19 protein-coding genes and 2 tRNA genes are annotated in these 15,677 nt (G+C 67.5%); 11 read left to right on the top strand and 10 right to left on the bottom strand.

Annotated features, from left to right (window positions below):
- Positions 1-51: 51 nt before the first annotated feature.
- Positions 52-1,824: an ABC-F family ATP-binding cassette domain-containing protein gene (locus tag PE061_RS15405; RefSeq protein WP_271256123.1), complete on the bottom strand. Its 1,773-nt coding sequence runs from the start codon at positions 1,822-1,824 to the stop codon at positions 52-54.
- Between the two features lie 129 nt (positions 1,825-1,953).
- Here PE061_RS15405 and PE061_RS15410 point away from each other — a divergent pair, with 129 nt between their 5' ends.
- From PE061_RS15410 to PE061_RS15420, 3 genes are read left to right on the top strand one after another with little or no spacing between them, the layout of a single operon-like run.
- Positions 1,954-2,262 carry a PepSY domain-containing protein gene (locus tag PE061_RS15410; protein ID WP_271256124.1) on the top strand — a complete coding sequence of 103 codons (309 nt, stop codon included), beginning with the start codon at positions 1,954-1,956 and terminating at the stop codon, positions 2,260-2,262.
- Positions 2,263-2,273: 11 nt separating this feature from the next.
- The gene (locus tag PE061_RS15415; protein ID WP_271256125.1) at positions 2,274-2,942 is read left to right on the top strand and encodes a response regulator transcription factor; all 669 of its coding nucleotides are present in this window, start codon (positions 2,274-2,276) and stop codon (positions 2,940-2,942) included.
- 14 nt (positions 2,943-2,956) lie between these two features.
- Positions 2,957-4,342, top strand: coding sequence for a sensor histidine kinase (locus tag PE061_RS15420; protein WP_271256126.1), 1,386 nt, complete (start codon positions 2,957-2,959; stop codon positions 4,340-4,342).
- A 3-nt stretch (positions 4,343-4,345) separates the two neighbouring features.
- Here PE061_RS15420 and PE061_RS15425 read toward each other — a convergent pair whose 3' ends face one another.
- The gene (locus tag PE061_RS15425) at positions 4,346-5,020 is read right to left on the bottom strand and encodes a DUF4197 domain-containing protein (RefSeq protein WP_271256127.1); all 675 of its coding nucleotides are present in this window, start codon (positions 5,018-5,020) and stop codon (positions 4,346-4,348) included.
- Positions 5,021-5,295: 275 nt separating this feature from the next.
- Between PE061_RS15425 and PE061_RS15430 the strand changes: the two genes are divergently transcribed.
- On the top strand, positions 5,296-5,994 hold the full coding sequence (locus tag PE061_RS15430) for a PEP-CTERM sorting domain-containing protein (protein ID WP_271256128.1): 699 nt from the start codon (positions 5,296-5,298) through the stop codon (positions 5,992-5,994).
- Positions 5,995-6,156: 162 nt separating this feature from the next.
- Here PE061_RS15430 and PE061_RS15435 read toward each other — a convergent pair.
- Positions 6,157-6,230: transfer RNA gene (locus PE061_RS15435), tRNA-Gln, on the bottom strand.
- 195 nt (positions 6,231-6,425) lie between these two features.
- Here PE061_RS15435 and PE061_RS15440 point away from each other — a divergent pair.
- From PE061_RS15440 to aguB, 4 genes are read left to right on the top strand one after another with little or no spacing between them, the layout of a single operon-like run.
- Entirely contained in the window at positions 6,426-7,481 is a 1,056-nt protein-coding gene (locus PE061_RS15440) for a Ppx/GppA phosphatase family protein (RefSeq protein WP_271256129.1), read from the top strand.
- A gap of 1 nt (position 7,482) precedes the next feature.
- Positions 7,483-8,226 carry an RlmE family RNA methyltransferase gene (locus PE061_RS15445; protein WP_271256130.1) on the top strand — a complete coding sequence of 248 codons (744 nt, stop codon included), beginning with the start codon at positions 7,483-7,485 and terminating at the stop codon, positions 8,224-8,226.
- Complete coding sequence (locus tag PE061_RS15450) at positions 8,223-9,197, top strand: agmatine deiminase family protein (RefSeq protein WP_271256131.1); 975 nt, start codon at positions 8,223-8,225, stop codon at positions 9,195-9,197. Before PE061_RS15445 ends, PE061_RS15450 begins: the two co-directional genes overlap by 4 nt.
- Positions 9,194-10,042, top strand: a complete 849-nt coding sequence (aguB, locus tag PE061_RS15455) for an N-carbamoylputrescine amidase (RefSeq protein WP_271256132.1) — start codon at positions 9,194-9,196, stop codon at positions 10,040-10,042. The genes PE061_RS15450 and aguB overlap by 4 nt, the downstream gene beginning before the upstream one ends.
- A 94-nt stretch (positions 10,043-10,136) precedes the next feature.
- Here aguB and PE061_RS15460 read toward each other — a convergent pair whose 3' ends face one another.
- Complete coding sequence (locus tag PE061_RS15460; protein WP_271256133.1) at positions 10,137-10,715, bottom strand: lambda-exonuclease family protein; 579 nt, start codon at positions 10,713-10,715, stop codon at positions 10,137-10,139.
- Positions 10,716-10,719: 4 nt separating this feature from the next.
- Positions 10,720-11,373: a uracil-DNA glycosylase gene (locus PE061_RS15465; protein WP_271256134.1), complete on the bottom strand. Its 654-nt coding sequence runs from the start codon at positions 11,371-11,373 to the stop codon at positions 10,720-10,722.
- Between the two features lie 23 nt (positions 11,374-11,396).
- Here PE061_RS15465 and folK point away from each other — a divergent pair, with 23 nt between their 5' ends.
- A complete protein-coding gene (gene folK, locus PE061_RS15470; protein WP_271256135.1) occupies positions 11,397-11,909 on the top strand; it encodes a 2-amino-4-hydroxy-6-hydroxymethyldihydropteridine diphosphokinase in 513 nt (170 codons plus the stop codon).
- A gap of 51 nt (positions 11,910-11,960) precedes the next feature.
- Positions 11,961-12,036 (top strand) — tRNA-Lys (locus PE061_RS15475).
- A gap of 114 nt (positions 12,037-12,150) precedes the next feature.
- On the opposite strand, the gene PE061_RS15480 is transcribed toward PE061_RS15475, so the two are convergent.
- On the bottom strand, positions 12,151-12,564 hold the full coding sequence (locus tag PE061_RS15480; RefSeq protein WP_271256136.1) for a hypothetical protein: 414 nt from the start codon (positions 12,562-12,564) through the stop codon (positions 12,151-12,153).
- Positions 12,565-12,652: 88 nt separating this feature from the next.
- On the opposite strand from PE061_RS15480, the gene PE061_RS21790 reads away from it, so the two are divergent.
- The gene (locus PE061_RS21790) at positions 12,653-12,826 is read left to right on the top strand and encodes a CopG family ribbon-helix-helix protein (RefSeq protein WP_420794310.1); all 174 of its coding nucleotides are present in this window, start codon (positions 12,653-12,655) and stop codon (positions 12,824-12,826) included.
- Here the strand turns inward: PE061_RS21790 and PE061_RS15485 are convergent.
- From PE061_RS15485 to PE061_RS15500, 4 genes are read right to left on the bottom strand one after another with little or no spacing between them, the layout of a single operon-like run.
- Positions 12,823-13,488 carry a hypothetical protein gene (locus tag PE061_RS15485; protein WP_271256137.1) on the bottom strand — a complete coding sequence of 222 codons (666 nt, stop codon included), beginning with the start codon at positions 13,486-13,488 and terminating at the stop codon, positions 12,823-12,825. The genes PE061_RS21790 and PE061_RS15485 overlap by 4 nt on opposite strands.
- 8 nt (positions 13,489-13,496) lie before the next feature.
- Positions 13,497-14,594, bottom strand: coding sequence for a hypothetical protein (locus tag PE061_RS15490; RefSeq protein ID WP_271256138.1), 1,098 nt, complete (start codon positions 14,592-14,594; stop codon positions 13,497-13,499).
- The gene (locus PE061_RS15495; protein ID WP_271256139.1) at positions 14,591-15,199 is read right to left on the bottom strand and encodes a hypothetical protein; all 609 of its coding nucleotides are present in this window, start codon (positions 15,197-15,199) and stop codon (positions 14,591-14,593) included. Before PE061_RS15495 ends, PE061_RS15490 begins: the two co-directional genes overlap by 4 nt.
- The gene (locus PE061_RS15500) at positions 15,196-15,666 is read right to left on the bottom strand and encodes a hypothetical protein (protein ID WP_271256140.1); all 471 of its coding nucleotides are present in this window, start codon (positions 15,664-15,666) and stop codon (positions 15,196-15,198) included. The genes PE061_RS15495 and PE061_RS15500 overlap by 4 nt, the downstream gene beginning before the upstream one ends.
- Positions 15,667-15,677: the final 11 nt, after the last annotated feature.

A 15,677-nucleotide genomic window follows, 5' to 3' on the forward strand; every position in this document is an offset into this window, starting at 1 on the left:
TTTTTACATATACTTACATTTCAGAAACACTTCGGAAACATTTCCGGGGCCTCAACCGAGCATCTCGGCGCGCTCGGCGAGTTCGAGCCAGCGGTCCTCGCACTCGGTCAGACGGGCGCGCGCGCAGTCGAGGGCACCCGAGACCTTCATGAAGCCCTCGGGGTCGCGTGTGTAGAAGTCCGACCGGGCAAGCGCCTCCTCGTGCCGGGCGATCTCGGCGTTCAGCGCCTCGATCTCGCCGGGGAGCAGGTCGAGCTCGCGCTGGTCCTTGTAGCTGAGCTTGGTGCGCGCGGTGCGGGGCACCTCGGCAGCGGGCGCGGCGTTCGGCTTCGCAGCGGTCCGCTGCGCGCGCTTCTTCTCCCAGTCCGCGAAACCGCCCGCGACGACGTCGGCGCGGCCGCTGCCGTCGAGGCCGACCACCATCGTGACGGTGCGGTCGAGGAAATCGCGGTCGTGGCTGACGATGAGCACGGTGCCCTCGTAGTCGGCGATCACCTCCTGAAGCAGGTCGAGCGTTTCGAGGTCGAGGTCGTTGGTCGGCTCGTCGAGCACAAGCAGGTTGGAAGCGCGGGCGAACTCGCGCGCCAGCAGCAGCCGGGAGCGTTCGCCGCCCGACAGCGCATCGACGGGCGCGTCGGCGACGGACGGGTCGAACAGGAACTCCTTGAGATAGCCGATGACGTGCTTCTTCTCGCCGCGCACGTCGATCCAGTCGCCGCCGTCGGCGAGGATGTCGCGGACGCGCTTGCCGGGTTCGAGGAGTTTGCGCTGCTGGTCGATGGTGATGCCCGCGAGCGTCTTCGCCTGCCTCACCGTGCCCGTGTCGGGCGCGATCTCGCCGGTGAGCAGCTTGAGGAGCGTGGTCTTGCCCGCGCCGTTGGGACCGACGATGCCGATGCGGTCGCCGCGCTGGATGCGGATGGTCAGGTCCCTGATGATCGTGCGGCCGTCGTAGGCCTTGCCGACGCCCTCGGCGTCGATCACGATCTTCGCCTTGGCGTCGTCGCTTTGCAGGCCGAGCTTCGCCTTGCCTGCCTGTCCGATCATGCTCGCCCGCTGCGCGCGCATCTCCTGGAGTTTGGCGAGGCGACCCTGATTGCGGCGGCGGCGCGCGGTGACGCCGCGCTGGAGCCAGTGCAGCTCGTCCTTGAGCTTCGAATCGAGCTTCTCGGCGGCGCGCGCCTCCTCGGCGTAGATCTGCTCGGTCCACGCCTCGAAGCCGCCGAAGCCGATCTCGGCGCGGCGCAACCGGCCGCGGTCGAGCCAGAGCGACGAGCGGGTGAGGCGGGTGAGGAAGGTACGGTCGTGGCTGATCGCGACGAACGCGCCGGTGTAGCGGCCGAGCCAGCCTTCCAGCCACTCGATGGCGGCGAGGTCGAGGTGGTTGGTCGGCTCGTCGAGCAGGATGAGGTCCGGGTTTTCGGCAAGCGCGCGGGCGAGCGCGGCGCGGCGCCGCTCGCCGCCGCTCGCGGTTTCGGCGGCGCGGGAGAGATCGAGGCCGATCTGGTCGGCGATCGCCTCCACCTCGTGCACGGCCGGGGCGCCGGGTCCGCGCATCGCGAAATCGCGCAAGGTGGCGTAGCCCGTCACCTTCGGGTCCTGCTCCAGCAGCACGACGTGCGTGCCGGGCCGCGCCTTGCGCGCGCCCTCGTCGAAATCGGTGAGACCGGCGATGAGGCGGAACAGCGTCGTCTTGCCCGCGCCGTTGCGACCGATGAGCGCCAGCCGGTCGCGCTCGCCGATGAAGAGATCGAGGCCGCGGAACAGCCAGCCCGTGCCCTGCACGAGGCCGATGGATTCAAGCGAGACAATGGGGGCGGACACGCGCTAGACTTCCGGACGAGAGGATCGAACGGGGGAGTTAGGGTGATTGCGGCGTGTGCGCAATATTCATGGGCTATTCACCGCACGGGGGGTAAGCGTGGCGGGCGTTTCTACAGAATGAGTCCGCGTGTGAAGTTCCGTCTCGCCTTTGTCTGGCTCGCCCTTTGCGTCTCCGCAGCCACTGCGGCGCCCGCGCAGGCGCTCGATCCCAAGGTGAAGGACCACGACGCGGCGCGGGCGGCGACGAAGAGCGGCGAGATCTGCTCGCTCGGCGAGATCAAGAGCCGGGTGGGCAGCCGCGTGAAGGGCGAGCTCGTCGGCAGCAAGCTCGACATGGACCAGAAGCGCTACCGGCTGCGTTACCTGCGCGAGGGCTCCATCGTCGAGGTGGACGTCGATGCCAAGACCGGCCATATCATCGACATAGACGGCAACTGAAGGGTTCCCCCATGCGCCTGCTGATCGTCGAGGACGAACCCACGCTTGCACGCCAGCTCCGCGAGACGCTGGAAGGCGCGGGCTATGCGGTGGACGTCGCGAACGACGGCGAGGAGGGGCACTTCCTCGGCTCCTCCGAAAGCTATGACGCCATCGTGCTCGATCTCGGCCTTCCCGAGATGGACGGGCTCACCGTGCTCGACAAGTGGCGCAAGGCCGACATCGCCATCCCCGTGCTGGTGCTGACGGCGCGCGACAGCTGGTCCGACAAGGTGGCGGGGCTCGACGCGGGCGCCGACGACTATCTCGCCAAGCCCTTCCAGATGGAGGAGCTGATCGCGCGGCTGCGCGCGCTCATCCGCCGCTCGACGGGCAACGCCTCATCGGAGCTGGAAGCGGGCGACGTGCGGCTCGACACGCGCTCCGGGCGCGTCACGCTGAACGGCACGCCGGTGAGGCTCACCGCGCAGGAATACAAGCTGCTCGCGTACCTGATGCACCACAAAGGCAAGGTCGTCTCGCGCACCGAGCTCATCGAGCACATCTACGATCAGGACTTCGACCGCGATTCGAACACCATCGAGGTGTTCATCACGCGCATCCGCAAGAAACTGGGCGCCGACCTCATCCAGACCATCCGCGGTCTCGGCTACAGCCTGGACGATCCGCAAGCTGCCTGACGTGGCCGCCTGAGATGGCCGGCGCCGTACCTCGCGAATCCCGTTTCGGGCAGTTGTTCCGGCGCGGCTCGCTCAGCCGCCGGATGCTGGCGGTGTCGGCGCTGTGGATCATCACGCTGCTGCTCATCGGCGGATACGCGCTGGAGCGCACGGTCGGGCGCATCATCGTCGACGGCTTCGACGAGCGCCTGCGCAGCGTGCTCACCGCGCTCATCGCGACCGTGGAACTCGGCCCCGAGGGCGAGATCCGCCTCAACCGCTCGCTCGGCGACCAGCGCTTCCAGGAGCCCTATTCGGGCCTCTACTGGCAGATCAGCATGGCGGGGCAGGAGCCGCTGCGCTCGCGCTCGCTCTGGGACCGGGCGCTGACGCCGAGCACCTTCGACGCCAGCAAGGAGCCCGTCGCCTACGACAGCGACGCCTTCGAAGGGGAGCGGCTGCGCATCGTGGAGCGCGACATCGTGCTGCCGGACAGCCCGCTCGTGCTCCACGTTCAGGCCGCGCAGAACCGGGCGGAGCTCGACCGCCAGCTCGCCCGCGTGCGCGCGACCGTGCTGTGGTCGCTCGGCGTGCTCGGCATCGGGCTCATCGGCATGGCGGGGCTCCAGACCGGCTACGGCCTCTGGCCGCTGCGCCGCATCAGCGACCAGATCGCGGCGGTGCGCAGCGGCGCGGTGCAGCGCGTGTCCTCGGATTTCCCGTCCGAGGTGTCGCCGATGGTCGCGGAGCTCAACGAGCTTCTCGACCATACCGAGGCGCAGGCGGAGGCGGCGCGGATGCACGCGGGCAATCTCGCCCACGCGCTGAAGACTCCGCTCGCCATCGTCATGAACGAGGCGGAAGGGCAGGCGACGCCGCTGGCGGACACGGTGCGCGGCCAGCTCGCCATCATGCGGCGCCACATCGACCATCACCTCGCCCGCGCCCGCGCGCTCGGCCGCCGCTCGGCGGTGAACGCGCGCGCCGAGGTGTGGCCCGCGCTCGAAGGCCTGCGCCGCGCGATCAGCCGCATCTACCCCGACGTCACGATCGACCTCGACGGCGACCGCGCCGCGGTGTTCCACGGCGAGCGGCAGGACCTCGAGGAGATGGCGGGCAACCTCATCGAGAACGCCGCCAAGTACGGCGCGGGGCGCGTGTTCGTCTCGGTGTCGCGGACGGACGGGGCGGAGCGTTTCATCGAGATCGTCGTCGAGGACGACGGCCCCGGCATCGCGGAAGCCGAGCGCGGCCGCATCTTCGGGCGCGGCGCGCGGCTCGACACCGAAAAGCCCGGCACCGGTCTCGGCCTCGCCATCGTGAAGGACGTCGCAGAGATCTACGGCGGCAGCATCACGCTCGGCGGCAGCGAGGATCTGGGCGGGCTGGAAGCGACGCTGCGGCTGCCCGCAGCGGTGTGACGCTTACTTCTTGATGCCTTTCAGGAGCTTCTTTCCCGCACCGAGCGGATCGGCGCGCAGTTTCGCCTCCTCCGCGCCGATGTACTTGAAGATGCCCTTCAGCGCCTGATCCGTGACGCTGTCCGTCAGCCCGTCGCGGCTGAGGCCCGCGCCGGACAGGAGCGCGGATTTGCCGCCGAGCTTGTCGAGCTGATCGAAGGCGCCGACATTGCCGAGCGCGTCGGCGACGAGGGGGCGCACCTTGGCGTGCAGGTCGTCGCCGGCGCTTTCCTGAAGGTAGCGGGTCGCGCCGTCGGTCTTCGAGACCACGCCGATGCCGTCCTGCAGCGTCATGTCGTTGATCGCCGTCCGAAAGATCGGCTTGGCCTCCTTCGCGGCAAGCCCGGCGGCATCGTTCAGGCTCTTCGTGAGATTGCCGGTGAGGCCCGCCTGATCCGTGTATTTCATCAGGCCGGACGCCTTCTTGAGCGGCCCCGGAAGCAGGATGCGGATCGCCTTGTCGGCATAGAAGGCGCCGGGCTCGGCGAGCTTGTCGAGCGCGCTGTCCGAGGCGTCGCCGAGGATGTTCTTCACGGGGGCGCCCAGACCTTGCGCCGCTGCCGGTGGGGCCGCCGTCGCGACCGTTCCGACAAGAAGCGTTGCGGCCAGAAAACCACGAACAAGGACGTTGCCGGTCATAAGCCTCATCTCCACCAGGTGCGGGCGAGCCTATCACACCGTCGCCGTGCTGTAAGGCCAGCTTTACACATTATGCCAACTTTGAGGGTAAGTGATTGTTTTATCTGTATGGCATGGTTTTTGCGTAATGAAAATCAGGGGAATGGAAAGACATACAGGAGAACGAGGTGGGCGTATCAAATTCATGGAGGCTGGTAGCCACAGCCCTGTTTCTCGGTGCTGCATCGCAAGCCCATGCAGCCCCGGTATTCGATGTGACCGTATCGGCGCCGACGGTGAAAACGTCCAACGCCGACTTCGACTATTTCCACGTGGAGACGTTCGATAACAAGGCGCCTGTCACCAACAGCATATATGTCTCGTCGGGCACTTACGACAACGGCACGTCCGGCGATACGAGCGACGATGTCAGCTTCTCGCTGACCTACACCGGGGTCAACATCATCCCCACCGACGTGTACGGCGGCGCGGACCTGACCGATTACGCGGTGGCCGGCATCAATCTGGGCGACAGCTACGAGGTCAAGATCTCGACGAGCGCCGGGGCGGGCGTCAATTATTTCGGCTACTGGCTGTCCGCGCTCGATGCGGGGAATACCGTGACCTTCTATCTGGACGACGATTTCCTGCAGTCGTTCTCGGCCGGAGACGTCGCGAGCATCATCGGCAGCAATCCGGCTTACGCCGGTCACCCGGACTATCCGGCCGGCGCGAACAATAGCCGGGAGCCCTACGCCTTCCTGAATTTCTATGCGAAGGACGGGCAGACCTTCAACCGGATCGTCTTTTCTCAGGCTCCGGCGACCGGCGGCGGTCAGGCCGGGTACGAGTCCGATAACCACACGATCGGCTTCTACACGCGGAAAGGCGACGACGAGACACCCGTGACGACGGTCCCCGAGCCCGCAGCCCTCGCGCTGTTCGGCCTCGGCCTGGTCGGCCTCGGCCTGAGCCGCCGCCGCAAGCGCGCGTAACGCAAACGGACAACAGGGGGCGGTTCGACAGGACCGTCCGGCCCGGTTCGGCCTCCCCCCGCCGAGCCGGGCCTATTCCTGTCCGCAGAACACGCGGCGACGGAGCGCGCGGTACGCTACATCCGGTAATTTTTCCGAGGATTCCGTATGTTGCCGGAATTTTGGATGCCCCGCGTGGATTCGAACCACGATTGACGGAGTCAGAGTCCGTAGTCTTACCATTAGACGACAGGGCACCAACGGGCGGCGGGCGCTGCCCGATTGCGCTGGGCGTAATATGGGGGCGGCCGCGCAATGTCAAACGGTCAGATGTGCGGGCCGTGGGCACGAGCGGAGGTTGCGAATTTTTACAAAAGGATGCTAGCCTCGCTTTCAAGTGAACGGCGGGTGCCCTCCGGGGCCTCCGGCGTCTTGTTTACAGGGCGACCATCATGCCTTTCGATGTGACCACCGCGCCCGACACGGGCGTCCCGGATTCCCCGCCGCCGCCGTCGCGGGTCGAGACGGGTCAGGTACAGCGGCGCGCCTATGCCGCGCTCGACCTCGGCACCAACAATTGCCGCCTGCTGATCGCCCGGCCCGCGCGGGGCGGCTTCTACGTGGTGGACGCCTTCTCGCGGATCGTGCGGCTGGGCGAAGGGTTGCTCGAAACCGGGCAGCTCTCGGACGCCGCGCAGGACCGCGCCGTCGCCGCGCTCAAGGCCTGCGCCGACAAGGTGCGCCGCCGGGGCGTCTGGGTGAGCCGCAACGTCGCCACCGAGGCCTGCCGCCGGGCCAGCAACCGCGACGCCTTCGTGGACCGCGTGTTCGCCGAGACCGGCATCGCGCTCGACGTCATCTCGCCGGAAGAAGAGGCGCGGCTCGCCGTGCTCGGCTGCCAGACGCTGCTCGACCGGCGCGGCGGTCATGCGCTCGTCTTCGATATCGGCGGCGGCAGCACCGAGATCATCCTCGTCGAGATCGGGCCGGGCGGGCGCGAACGGATCGTGAGCTGGGCGAGCGTGCCGTGGGGCGTCGTCTCGCTGACCGAGACGGAGCCGACGCACTTCGACAGCATCGACGAACGCGACGCCGCCTACGGCCGGATGCGCGCGCGCGTTGCCGAACACCTCGTCGGCGCGCGGGACCACCTGCATCCGCCGGGGCGCCCGGAAGCGCTGCAACTGCTCGGCACCTCGGGCACGATCACCACGCTCGCCAGCCTGCACCTCGGCCTCGCGCACTACGACAGGCGCAAGGTGGACGGCTGCAACGTGCCGTCCGCGGCGCTTCGCGACGTGGGCACCGCGCTGGCGCGCATGGCGCACGGCGAACGCGCCGTGCTTCCCTGCATCGGCAACGAGCGGGCCGACCTGATCGTCGCGGGCTGCGCCATTCTGGACGCCATCCTCGAGATGTTCCCCTCCGGCGAGGTCTGCGTCGCCGACCGCGGCATCCGCGAGGGTATTCTCCGCACGCTGATGCGGCGCGACGGCTACAGGCTCTAGCATGGCGAAGGGTGTGGGCGGCCGCTCCGTGGGCGGCAAGGTGCGGGTGAAGACGGCGCGGCGTCGTTCGGCCGCCTCGACGCGCTGGATCGAGCGGCAGCTGAACGACCCCTATGTGAAGGCGGCGAAGTCGCACGGCTATCGCTCGCGCGCCGCCTTCAAGCTGCTCGAACTCGACGAGAAGTACCATTTCCTGCGCGGCGTGCGCCGGGTGGTCGACCTCGGCGCGGCGCCCGGCGGCTGGTGCCAGGTGCTGCGCGAGAAGCACCCGAAGGCGGTGATCGTAGGCATCGACCTCCTCGAGATGGAGCCGCTGGAGGGCGTGAGCTTCCTCCAGATGGACTTCCTTGCCGAAGAGGCGCCGGACGCGCTGAAGGAAGCGCTCGGCGGGGCGGCCGACCTCGTGCTGTCGGACATGGCGGCGAACACCATCGGCCACAAGCAGACCGACCACCTGCGCACGATGGCGCTGGTGGAGGCGGGGCTCCATTTCGCGTGCGAGGTGCTGGCGCCCGGCGGTACGTTCGTCGCCAAGGTGCTGGCGGGCGGTGCGGACCACGCGCTTGTCGCGGAGCTGAAACGCAATTTCCGCACGGTGAAGCACTCGAAGCCGCCCGCGAGCCGCAAGGATTCGTCCGAGTGGTACGTGGTGGCGCAAGGGTTCAAGGGAACAGCGTTGCCCGGGGACGGTTCCAATGGCAGAGCCGCCGATGAAACCGGTTCCGGGCGAGAGGAGAATACATGAAACGACAGCCCGCCGAGTGGGCGCCGCACGCCGCGATCTGGACGGCGTGGCCCTCCGACGCATCGCTGTGGCAGGAGGACCTCGAGCCCGCGCAGGCCGAGGTCGCCGGGATGGTGGCGGCGATCGTCGCGGACGGCGGCGAGGGCGTGGAGCTTCTGGTCGACGGCCCCGAGGCGGAGGCGACGGCGCGGCTTGCGCTTGCCGATCATCCCTCGGTACGCATCCACCAGCGCACGTTCGGCGACATCTGGCTGCGCGACACCGGGCCGCTGTTCCTCTCGGACGGCAGCGCGGCGGGCTTCCGCTTCAACGGCTGGGGCGGCAAGTACGAACTGGAAGGCGACGACACGGTCGCCGACTTCGTCGCCGAGACGCAAGGTGCGGCGCTCGCCCGCCACGACTGGGTTCTCGAAGGCGGCGCCATCGAGCCGGACGGCACGGGCCGCGTCGTTACCACGCGCCAGTGCCTGCTCAACCCCAACCGGAATCCAGACCTGTCGCAAGCCGACATCGAGGCGCGGCTTGCCGCCGACCTCGGGCTGACGGAGGTGATCTGGCTCTGCGACGGGCTTCTCAATGACCACACGGACGGGCACGTCGACAACCTCGCGCGCTTCGTCGCGGAGGGCGTCGTCGTCGTGCCGGAGGCGGCGGGCGCGGACGATCCGAACGCCGACGTCTACGCCGAGGCACGGCAGACGCTGGAGGCTGCCGGGCTCGACGTGCGGACCATCCCGTCGCCCGGCCTGCTGGAGGTTGAGGGCGAGGCGATCCCGGCGAGCTACATGAACTTCCTGATCACCAACCGGAAGGTGATCGTGCCGGTCTACGGCCAGCCGAACGACGAGGCCGCGGTCGCCGCCGTTCAGGCGCTGTTCCCCGGCCGCAAGGCCGTGGGCCTTCCCGCCAATCACATCCTGACCGGTGGCGGCTCCTTCCATTGCATCACCCAGCAGGTTCCCGCGCTATGAGCACCATGAACGTCGCCGCGCTCCAGCTTCCGCTCGGGGGCGACATCAACAGCAACATCGCGCGGGTCAGCGATCTCGTGCGCGAGGCGGCGGGGAAGGGCGCGAAGGTCATCCTGCCGCCCGAGCTGTTCGAAGGGCCGTATTTCTGCCAGGTGCAGCACGAGCGTTTCTTTGCCGCGGCAAGGCCCGTGAGCGAGCACAAGGCGGTGCAGGCGATGCAGGCGCTCGCCGCCGAGCTGAGGGTCTACATCCCGACCAGCTTCTTCGAGGCGGACGGGCCGCATTACTACAACACGCTCGCGATGATCGACGACAGCGGCAAGGTGATGGGCACCTACCGCAAGAGCCATATCCCGGACGGCCCCGGCTATACGGAGAAGTTCTATTTCCGGCCCGGCAACACCGGCTTCAAGGTGTGGCCGACGAAGTACGGCACGGTCGGCGTCGGCATCTGCTGGGACCAGTGGTACCCGGAAACCGCGCGCGCCATGATGCTGATGGGCGCGGACGTGCTGTTCTTCCCCACCGCGATCGGCGACGAGCCGGCATCGGAGGAACTCGACACCTCGCGCCTGTGGCGGCGCGCTATGATCGGCCACGCGGTTTCGAACGTGGTGCCGGTGGTGGCTGCGAACCGCATCGGCAGCGAGGACGCGATGAGCTTCTACGGCCACAGCTTCATCACCGACGAGCGCGGCGACTTCCTTGCCGAATTCGGCGCGGCGGAAACGGGTGTGCTGACGGCGGAGATCGACCTCGACCGCGTGCGGAAGCACCGTGCCGCGTTCGGCTTCTTCCGCGACAGGAGGCCGGAGCTTTACGGGCGGCTGACGCAGGACATCTGAGAGGTTCGGTACGTCCCTCGACTTCGCTCGGGATGATGATCGTGGCGCAAAAACCTCTTTCATCCCGAGCGAAGTCGGGGGACGCACGGCCCGTCTACCCCGCCAGCACCTCGTCCCAGAACGCGGCTTCGGTATCGAGCATCCGGTCGATATAGGCCGCGTCGCGCGCGACCTCGATATGCTGCGCCTCGCGCCCCGGCACCCAGCACCAGAAGTCGATGCGCGCGTAGCCGGTGACGGCGAGGATGTGCTGGAGCTGGCCGTAGTAATAGCGCGGCACCGCGCGTTTCTCGGCGCTGTGCGCGTAGGCCTTGTCGCCGCACTTGATCTCGACGACCGCGCCCGAGGCGAAGCAGATGCCGTCGACGCTGGCGCGCAGCCACTCGAAGCGGTTGCTTTGCAGGCACGCGGGCGCGACGTCGTGCCCGGTCTGGCCCGCGTAGAGCCGCCGGGCTTCCGGCTCCAGCGCATTGCCGCGCGACATGGCGGCGTTGCCGCGCCAGTGCGAGACGACGCCCGCCAGCGCATCGACCTTTTCCCTGAGCAGCCGCTTGCGGCTCTTCCACGGGTTCTCGCCCATCACGGCGGGCGCATCCGACGCGCCGAGGCCGCCGCTTCGCCACTGGAGCCAGCGGGCATTGCCCTGATCGAGATCGACGACAGAGAAGGGCATGGCGCTACGCCGCCTCGTCCATCGCCATGCGGAACACGTCCTCGAACATCGGCGCGGTGAGCCGCCCGGTGTTCGTGTTGTAGCGCGAGCAGTGGTAGCTGTTGAACAGGATGCGTCCGCCGGGAAGCGCATGGCGTGCGCCGTGCCCGAAGGCGTGGCGCGAGGGTTTCAGCCCGAAGCTGCGCAGCGTCGACTGGTGCGCGATGAAGCCGAGCGCGATGAACGCGCGCACGCGGGGCAGGGCGGCGATCTGGGTTTCAAGAAAAGGCCGGCAGGTGTTCATTTCCTGCGGCGTCGGCTTGTTCTCGGGCGGCAGGCAGCGGACGGCGTTGAGGATGATGGCGCCTTCGAGGCGAAGGCCGTCATCGGGATCGGCGGCATAGGTGCCGCGCGAAAGCCCGAACTTGTCCAGCGTCGCATAGAGGAGATCGCCCGCGTAATCGCCCGTGAACGGCCGCCCCGTGCGGTTCGCGCCGTGCTTGCCGGGGGCGAGGCCGATGATGCCGAGCCACGCCTCCGGATCGCCGAAGGCGGGGACGGGCGCGTTCCACCAGTCCGGGAACTCGGCGCGGCATTCGTGGCGGAACTCGACGAGGCGGGGACAGCGCGGGCAGTCGCGCGGCGGTTCGGTTGCGGCAAGCGGGCTTTCCATCGGCATGGCTTTCCGCTTAAGCGGCGGGCATGGCCTTAGCAACCGCCGCAACGTCTATCGTGATCGCGATAGGCTCGAACCGTCCGCACGGGCGCCACGGACGCCCGGCGGGAGTCGTGCGCGCCGCGGTGGAGGCGCTCGGCGCGGCGGGGTTTCCGGCGGGCGCGGTGTCGCCGATCCTGTTCACGCGCGCGGTGGGGCCGGGCGGACGCGACTATGCGAATGCCGTCATGACGTCATCGACGAGCCTCACGCCGCCGCAGATCGTCGCGGCGCTGAAGGCGGTGGAACGCGGCTTCGGCCGCCGCCGGGGACGGCGCTGGGGCGCGCGCGTGCTCGATCTCGACCTCATCGCGTGGGGTACGGGCGTGTGGCCGGGGCGGCTGCTCTGGCGGCAGTCGCGCGGCGTCGCCGCGCCGCACCGATCCATGCACCTCCGGGACTTCGTGCTGACCCCGATGCTCGCTGTCGCGCCGGACTGGCGGCACCCGGTCACCGGCCTCACCGTCCGCCAGATGCACGCCCGCCTCGGAAACGGTTGACCGAAGCCCCCGCGCTCCATAGATCAGCCCCGCAAACGCCGCGCGGCGCAAGGGCCCTTAGCTCAGTCGGTAGAGCAACTGACTTTTAATCAGTAGGTCGCTGGTTCGAATCCAGCAGGGCTCACCATCTTTTCAAGGACTTAGGCGGGGTGTCGTTAGACGGCGAGGCGACTAGTCTAACATCCCGTCTAACAAAAACGCCCGGCGGTGAGGCCGGGCGCTTTGTCGCGGGTGGTGAGGATCAGGCGGGTTTGGGGCGATACCACTTCGCGACTTCGATGTCGCTCATGTCCGCCACGATCGCAGCATCGACGTTTTCCGCCGCGATAAGGACGTCCTTGTATGTTGGGAGGTCAGTCGCTGGCACCCCGAGTTCGACCATGCGCTCGCGAAATATATCCTGGAGTCGAATAAGCAGAAGGCGCTCCAGCACGGACCTTGCGTGCCAGTTCTTCATGCAAAGCTGCGCGCTGACATTGTCATAGCGGGTACGCCGGTGCTTGATGCGCTGCTTGAGAACAGCCTTGGCGCTTTGCTGCCTGCCCTCACGCTTCGCGGCGCGCGCCTCCTTCTCCGAGAGCGCTTGCGCGGAGGCCAGACTCTTGATCACATTCTTGGAGTGGGGCGTCGCGGCCCCTATGCTGGAATCAGCCATTATCGCATCCCTTCATGCGGTTTCGGTTAGAGCCGGGGCGAGGGGCCTAATCCTTGTCTCGGCTCGTCTTTATTGGTATGCCTAAAATATGAAGGCGTCAATATCGGCACACCAAAAATCTAGAGGGCGTCCCGCCACAGGCCGCGACCCTTCAATCAGCGTTCGGCTGCCAGCGGAATTGCTGGCGAAGCTGGACGTTCAGCGGGGAGACGCGACCCGCTCGGAAGCGATCAGGCGGCTGGTGGAGAAGGGGCTGGCCTAAGCCGCCACTCGCTCCCCCTCAACGTCGGCATAGGTATGCAGCGCCGCGTACTCGATCCCGGCCGCTGAAACCGTCGTCAGCGTGATCTCGCCCGCCACGGCGCTCACACCGTCTGGCATGAAGCCCCAGCCTTCACGTACCGCCCGCTGCGCCTCCACGAGCGGCAGAGCATCGCGCCACGGCACGAACGACGGGTCGCGCAGCCGCACATCGCGCCCATAGACCGCCTGCAGATCGACGCCCGGAGTGAGCGCCTGCAGGCAGGGCTTCAGCGCCCACGGCTCCACGTCCTGCAGCAACGTCGGAAATCCCGTGATGAACGACAGGCCCATAGGGCGCCCCATCCGCCGCGAATACAGGGCGATAAACACCTCACTCGGCAGTTGGTCGGGGTCGAGGCCCTCGCCAGCGTAGAAGCTCCGCACGACGCCCGGCAGGGCGCGCACGAATACCTCCTGATCGCACGTCTCCCAATCGGGGATTGAATGCAGTAGCGGCGCGAGTACGCCGACGTGGAGGCTGCCGGTCGTCGCGATGGCGAGTGACTGCGACCGAACTGCCAGCACCTTTGGTGCGAGCGCCAAAAGCATTCCACTCGGCGTGAACAGGCCCGAATCCGTCATCAGGTACGCGGCGTCCTTCTGGACGATGAGACTCGCCATCGACATCGCTAGCGCCCCCGGCTGGCCATGTGCATGGCCCCCATGGCCCCGGCATTCACCAACGTCGCAATCGCCGTTTCAGCAGCACGCGCCGGGCGCTCCCTCAGATACTCCCCGACCGACTTCGCGGGGTTGATCGCGTGCCAAGTGTTCATGTCTTGCAGTACCGTCGCGACCTGCTCGCCAGCCATTTCCTTTGCGACGAACTCGCCAAGGAACTTTGTCATCTTCACCTTGCCGAGCGACTTGGTGAGGAACTCAAGCGGTAGCTTTTCGGTCGCGCCTTCGATCGTACCTTGCGAGACACCGTAGGCCAGTGCGCGGGACATAGGCAGGCCAGCGTCACGCGCCTCGCCATAGGACGAGCTGCCCGTCGACGTGCTCATGATCGCAAGGCCAGTTGCCGGACTTCCCGTGGCAACACTCGCGCCGATCGCGCTGACAGTCGCCGGAAGGCTCCGCACGCCCGACAAGACCGCCCCCTCAATGAAGCTGTCGGATTGCGGCATGGCGGCATCAGCCTGTCGCCGGAAGCCCTCGCGTTCGGCAGCTGCGGCCTTCTTGCTCTCCCGGTCGTATCGGTAGAGCTTTTGGGCAAGGGCAGGGGACGCCGCTTCGACATAGGCGTCTATGAGCGCCGTGACGGGCGAGAACGCCACTTCGGAAACGTCGCCGATGACCCGGCGCATTTCGGCGCCCGTGTTCGCGGCATCGTAGTATCCCGCCTTGAGAGCGCCCTTCAGCTTGTTCAGGCCCCGCTCGATCGCGCTCAGGTTCTCGACGTCATCGTGCGCGATCCTGGCCTTGTCCACGTCACCCAGCAAGGAGGTGACCGCGGGCGATTCCTCCGCCATCCGGTCGAAGTCATAAGCCTCCGCACGCGCCCGCGCCGTCACGACGTCCGGATAAGACCGTGCCGACGGTATCGGGACGCCGGTCGCACGCGCTGCACGCTGCAGGTCTGCCTCATAGTCCGGCTTGCTGGAAACGGCGAAGTGCATCGACTCCCGCGCACGTTGAGCCGGAGTAGGGGCTGGCATGAGGTCGCCACGCATGACTGCATCGAGCGCCCCGTCCAGATCAGCGTCGAGGCTGTCGGCCCTCATGCCGCCAGTTTCCGATAGATCGCAATCGCAGCGGGCGCGGAAAGGTTCTCCAGCCAGCCGAGAAAGCGGCCGTCGTGCGATTCATCGAACCTATCCATGATGCGGTAAAGACGGGCGCGGACGACGCCCATGTTATGCCGGAAGTCCTGCCCCCACTCGCGGGCGAGGATCGCGCCCTCGGGCGTCCGGGCGAAGCTCCGCGCCGATGCCTCGGGGACGTGCTCGGCCAGCGGCTTCGTGGTCAGCAGCTCAGCAAGCGCCGCGTTCGTGATCTCGTCGGGCAGGGCCTCGAAGCTGGATTCGAACGCTGCATAGTCCGCCGCTGGCATCGCGACCGCGACGTCCGCCGCCTCGCGCGTCAGCTTCGTGTAGACCCCATAGCCATCGGGCGTGCCATGCTCCGCGAGATAGTCCGTCATCGAGTGGATATTGATGCGCGGCCCTGCTTCCTCGCCCCCAGCGACAGGCCCGGCGGCGGCCTCCCGCTGCGTCACAAGCTCGCGGTATCGCGCTTGCTTGCCCTCATCCCGCCAGTAGTCGCGGGTGGTCATCTCGCCCTCAATCGCGCTGATCTCGGACAGGATGGTCGGAAGGTTGCTCATCATGCGACCTTTCGCGGCTGGGTTTTCTGCCATTCCAGAACGGCAGCGGCTTCCGACTGCAGGCCCTTGATGACCGGATAGCCGTCGGAGGTGCGCACGACGCACCAACCCATGCCAGCGCGCCACTCGCTGCGGTGATTGTCGCCAAGCGGGGTCGAGGCACTGGAAATCGGCTTGCGGCTGTAGCTCTTGCGGACGCTGATCTCGCAGCCGGCGGTGCGCACGGCCTCGATGCAGACTTCAAGCTCCCAGCTTTCGTCATCCGCAAGCACATGCACGATGTCATGCCGCTGGAGGTATTTCTGAACGCCGGTCCAGAACTCCATATAGCTCACGTCCTCGCGGGTCGCTTCCGGGGGTGCTTTCATCCAGAACGTGCGGCGGTAGTGCTGCGCTTCGATCGGCGCGTGCGGCGCGATACGGGGGCGCTTCACGCCAGCTGCGGGGGCGGGGGCCTCGTCGGCCTTCATTTCAGCAACTG

The sequence above is a fragment of the Sphingosinicella microcystinivorans genome, from assembly GCF_027941835.1.
In the GTDB taxonomy this organism is placed as follows: Bacteria; Pseudomonadota; Alphaproteobacteria; order Sphingomonadales; family Sphingomonadaceae; genus Sphingosinicella.

Excerpts from the sequence above, each read along its gene's own strand:
- PE061_RS15490 (WP_271256138.1), bottom strand. The coding sequence starts at position 14,594 with ATGAGGGCCGACAGCCTCGACGCTGATCTGGACGGGGCGCTCGATGCA.
- PE061_RS15500 (WP_271256140.1), bottom strand. The coding sequence starts at position 15,666 with ATGAAGGCCGACGAGGCCCCCGCCCCCGCAGCTGGCGTGAAGCGCCCC.
- PE061_RS15495 (WP_271256139.1), bottom strand. The coding sequence starts at position 15,199 with ATGATGAGCAACCTTCCGACCATCCTGTCCGAGATCAGCGCGATTGAG.
- PE061_RS15460 (WP_271256133.1), bottom strand. The coding sequence starts at position 10,715 with ATGCCCTTCTCTGTCGTCGATCTCGATCAGGGCAATGCCCGCTGGCTC.
- aguB (WP_271256132.1), top strand. The coding sequence starts at position 9,194 with ATGAGCACCATGAACGTCGCCGCGCTCCAGCTTCCGCTCGGGGGCGAC.
- PE061_RS15420 (WP_271256126.1), top strand. The coding sequence starts at position 2,957 with ATGGCCGGCGCCGTACCTCGCGAATCCCGTTTCGGGCAGTTGTTCCGG.
- PE061_RS15485 (WP_271256137.1), bottom strand. The coding sequence starts at position 13,488 with ATGGCGAGTCTCATCGTCCAGAAGGACGCCGCGTACCTGATGACGGAT.
- PE061_RS15450 (WP_271256131.1), top strand. The coding sequence starts at position 8,223 with ATGAAACGACAGCCCGCCGAGTGGGCGCCGCACGCCGCGATCTGGACG.
- folK (WP_271256135.1), top strand. The coding sequence starts at position 11,397 with ATGGCCTTAGCAACCGCCGCAACGTCTATCGTGATCGCGATAGGCTCG.
- PE061_RS21790 (WP_420794310.1), top strand. The coding sequence starts at position 12,653 with ATGAAGGCGTCAATATCGGCACACCAAAAATCTAGAGGGCGTCCCGCC.
- PE061_RS15415 (WP_271256125.1), top strand. The coding sequence starts at position 2,274 with ATGCGCCTGCTGATCGTCGAGGACGAACCCACGCTTGCACGCCAGCTC.
- PE061_RS15465 (WP_271256134.1), bottom strand. The coding sequence starts at position 11,373 with ATGCCGATGGAAAGCCCGCTTGCCGCAACCGAACCGCCGCGCGACTGC.
- PE061_RS15425 (WP_271256127.1), bottom strand. The coding sequence starts at position 5,020 with ATGACCGGCAACGTCCTTGTTCGTGGTTTTCTGGCCGCAACGCTTCTT.
- PE061_RS15445 (WP_271256130.1), top strand. The coding sequence starts at position 7,483 with ATGGCGAAGGGTGTGGGCGGCCGCTCCGTGGGCGGCAAGGTGCGGGTG.
- PE061_RS15480 (WP_271256136.1), bottom strand. The coding sequence starts at position 12,564 with ATGGCTGATTCCAGCATAGGGGCCGCGACGCCCCACTCCAAGAATGTG.
- PE061_RS15440 (WP_271256129.1), top strand. The coding sequence starts at position 6,426 with ATGCCTTTCGATGTGACCACCGCGCCCGACACGGGCGTCCCGGATTCC.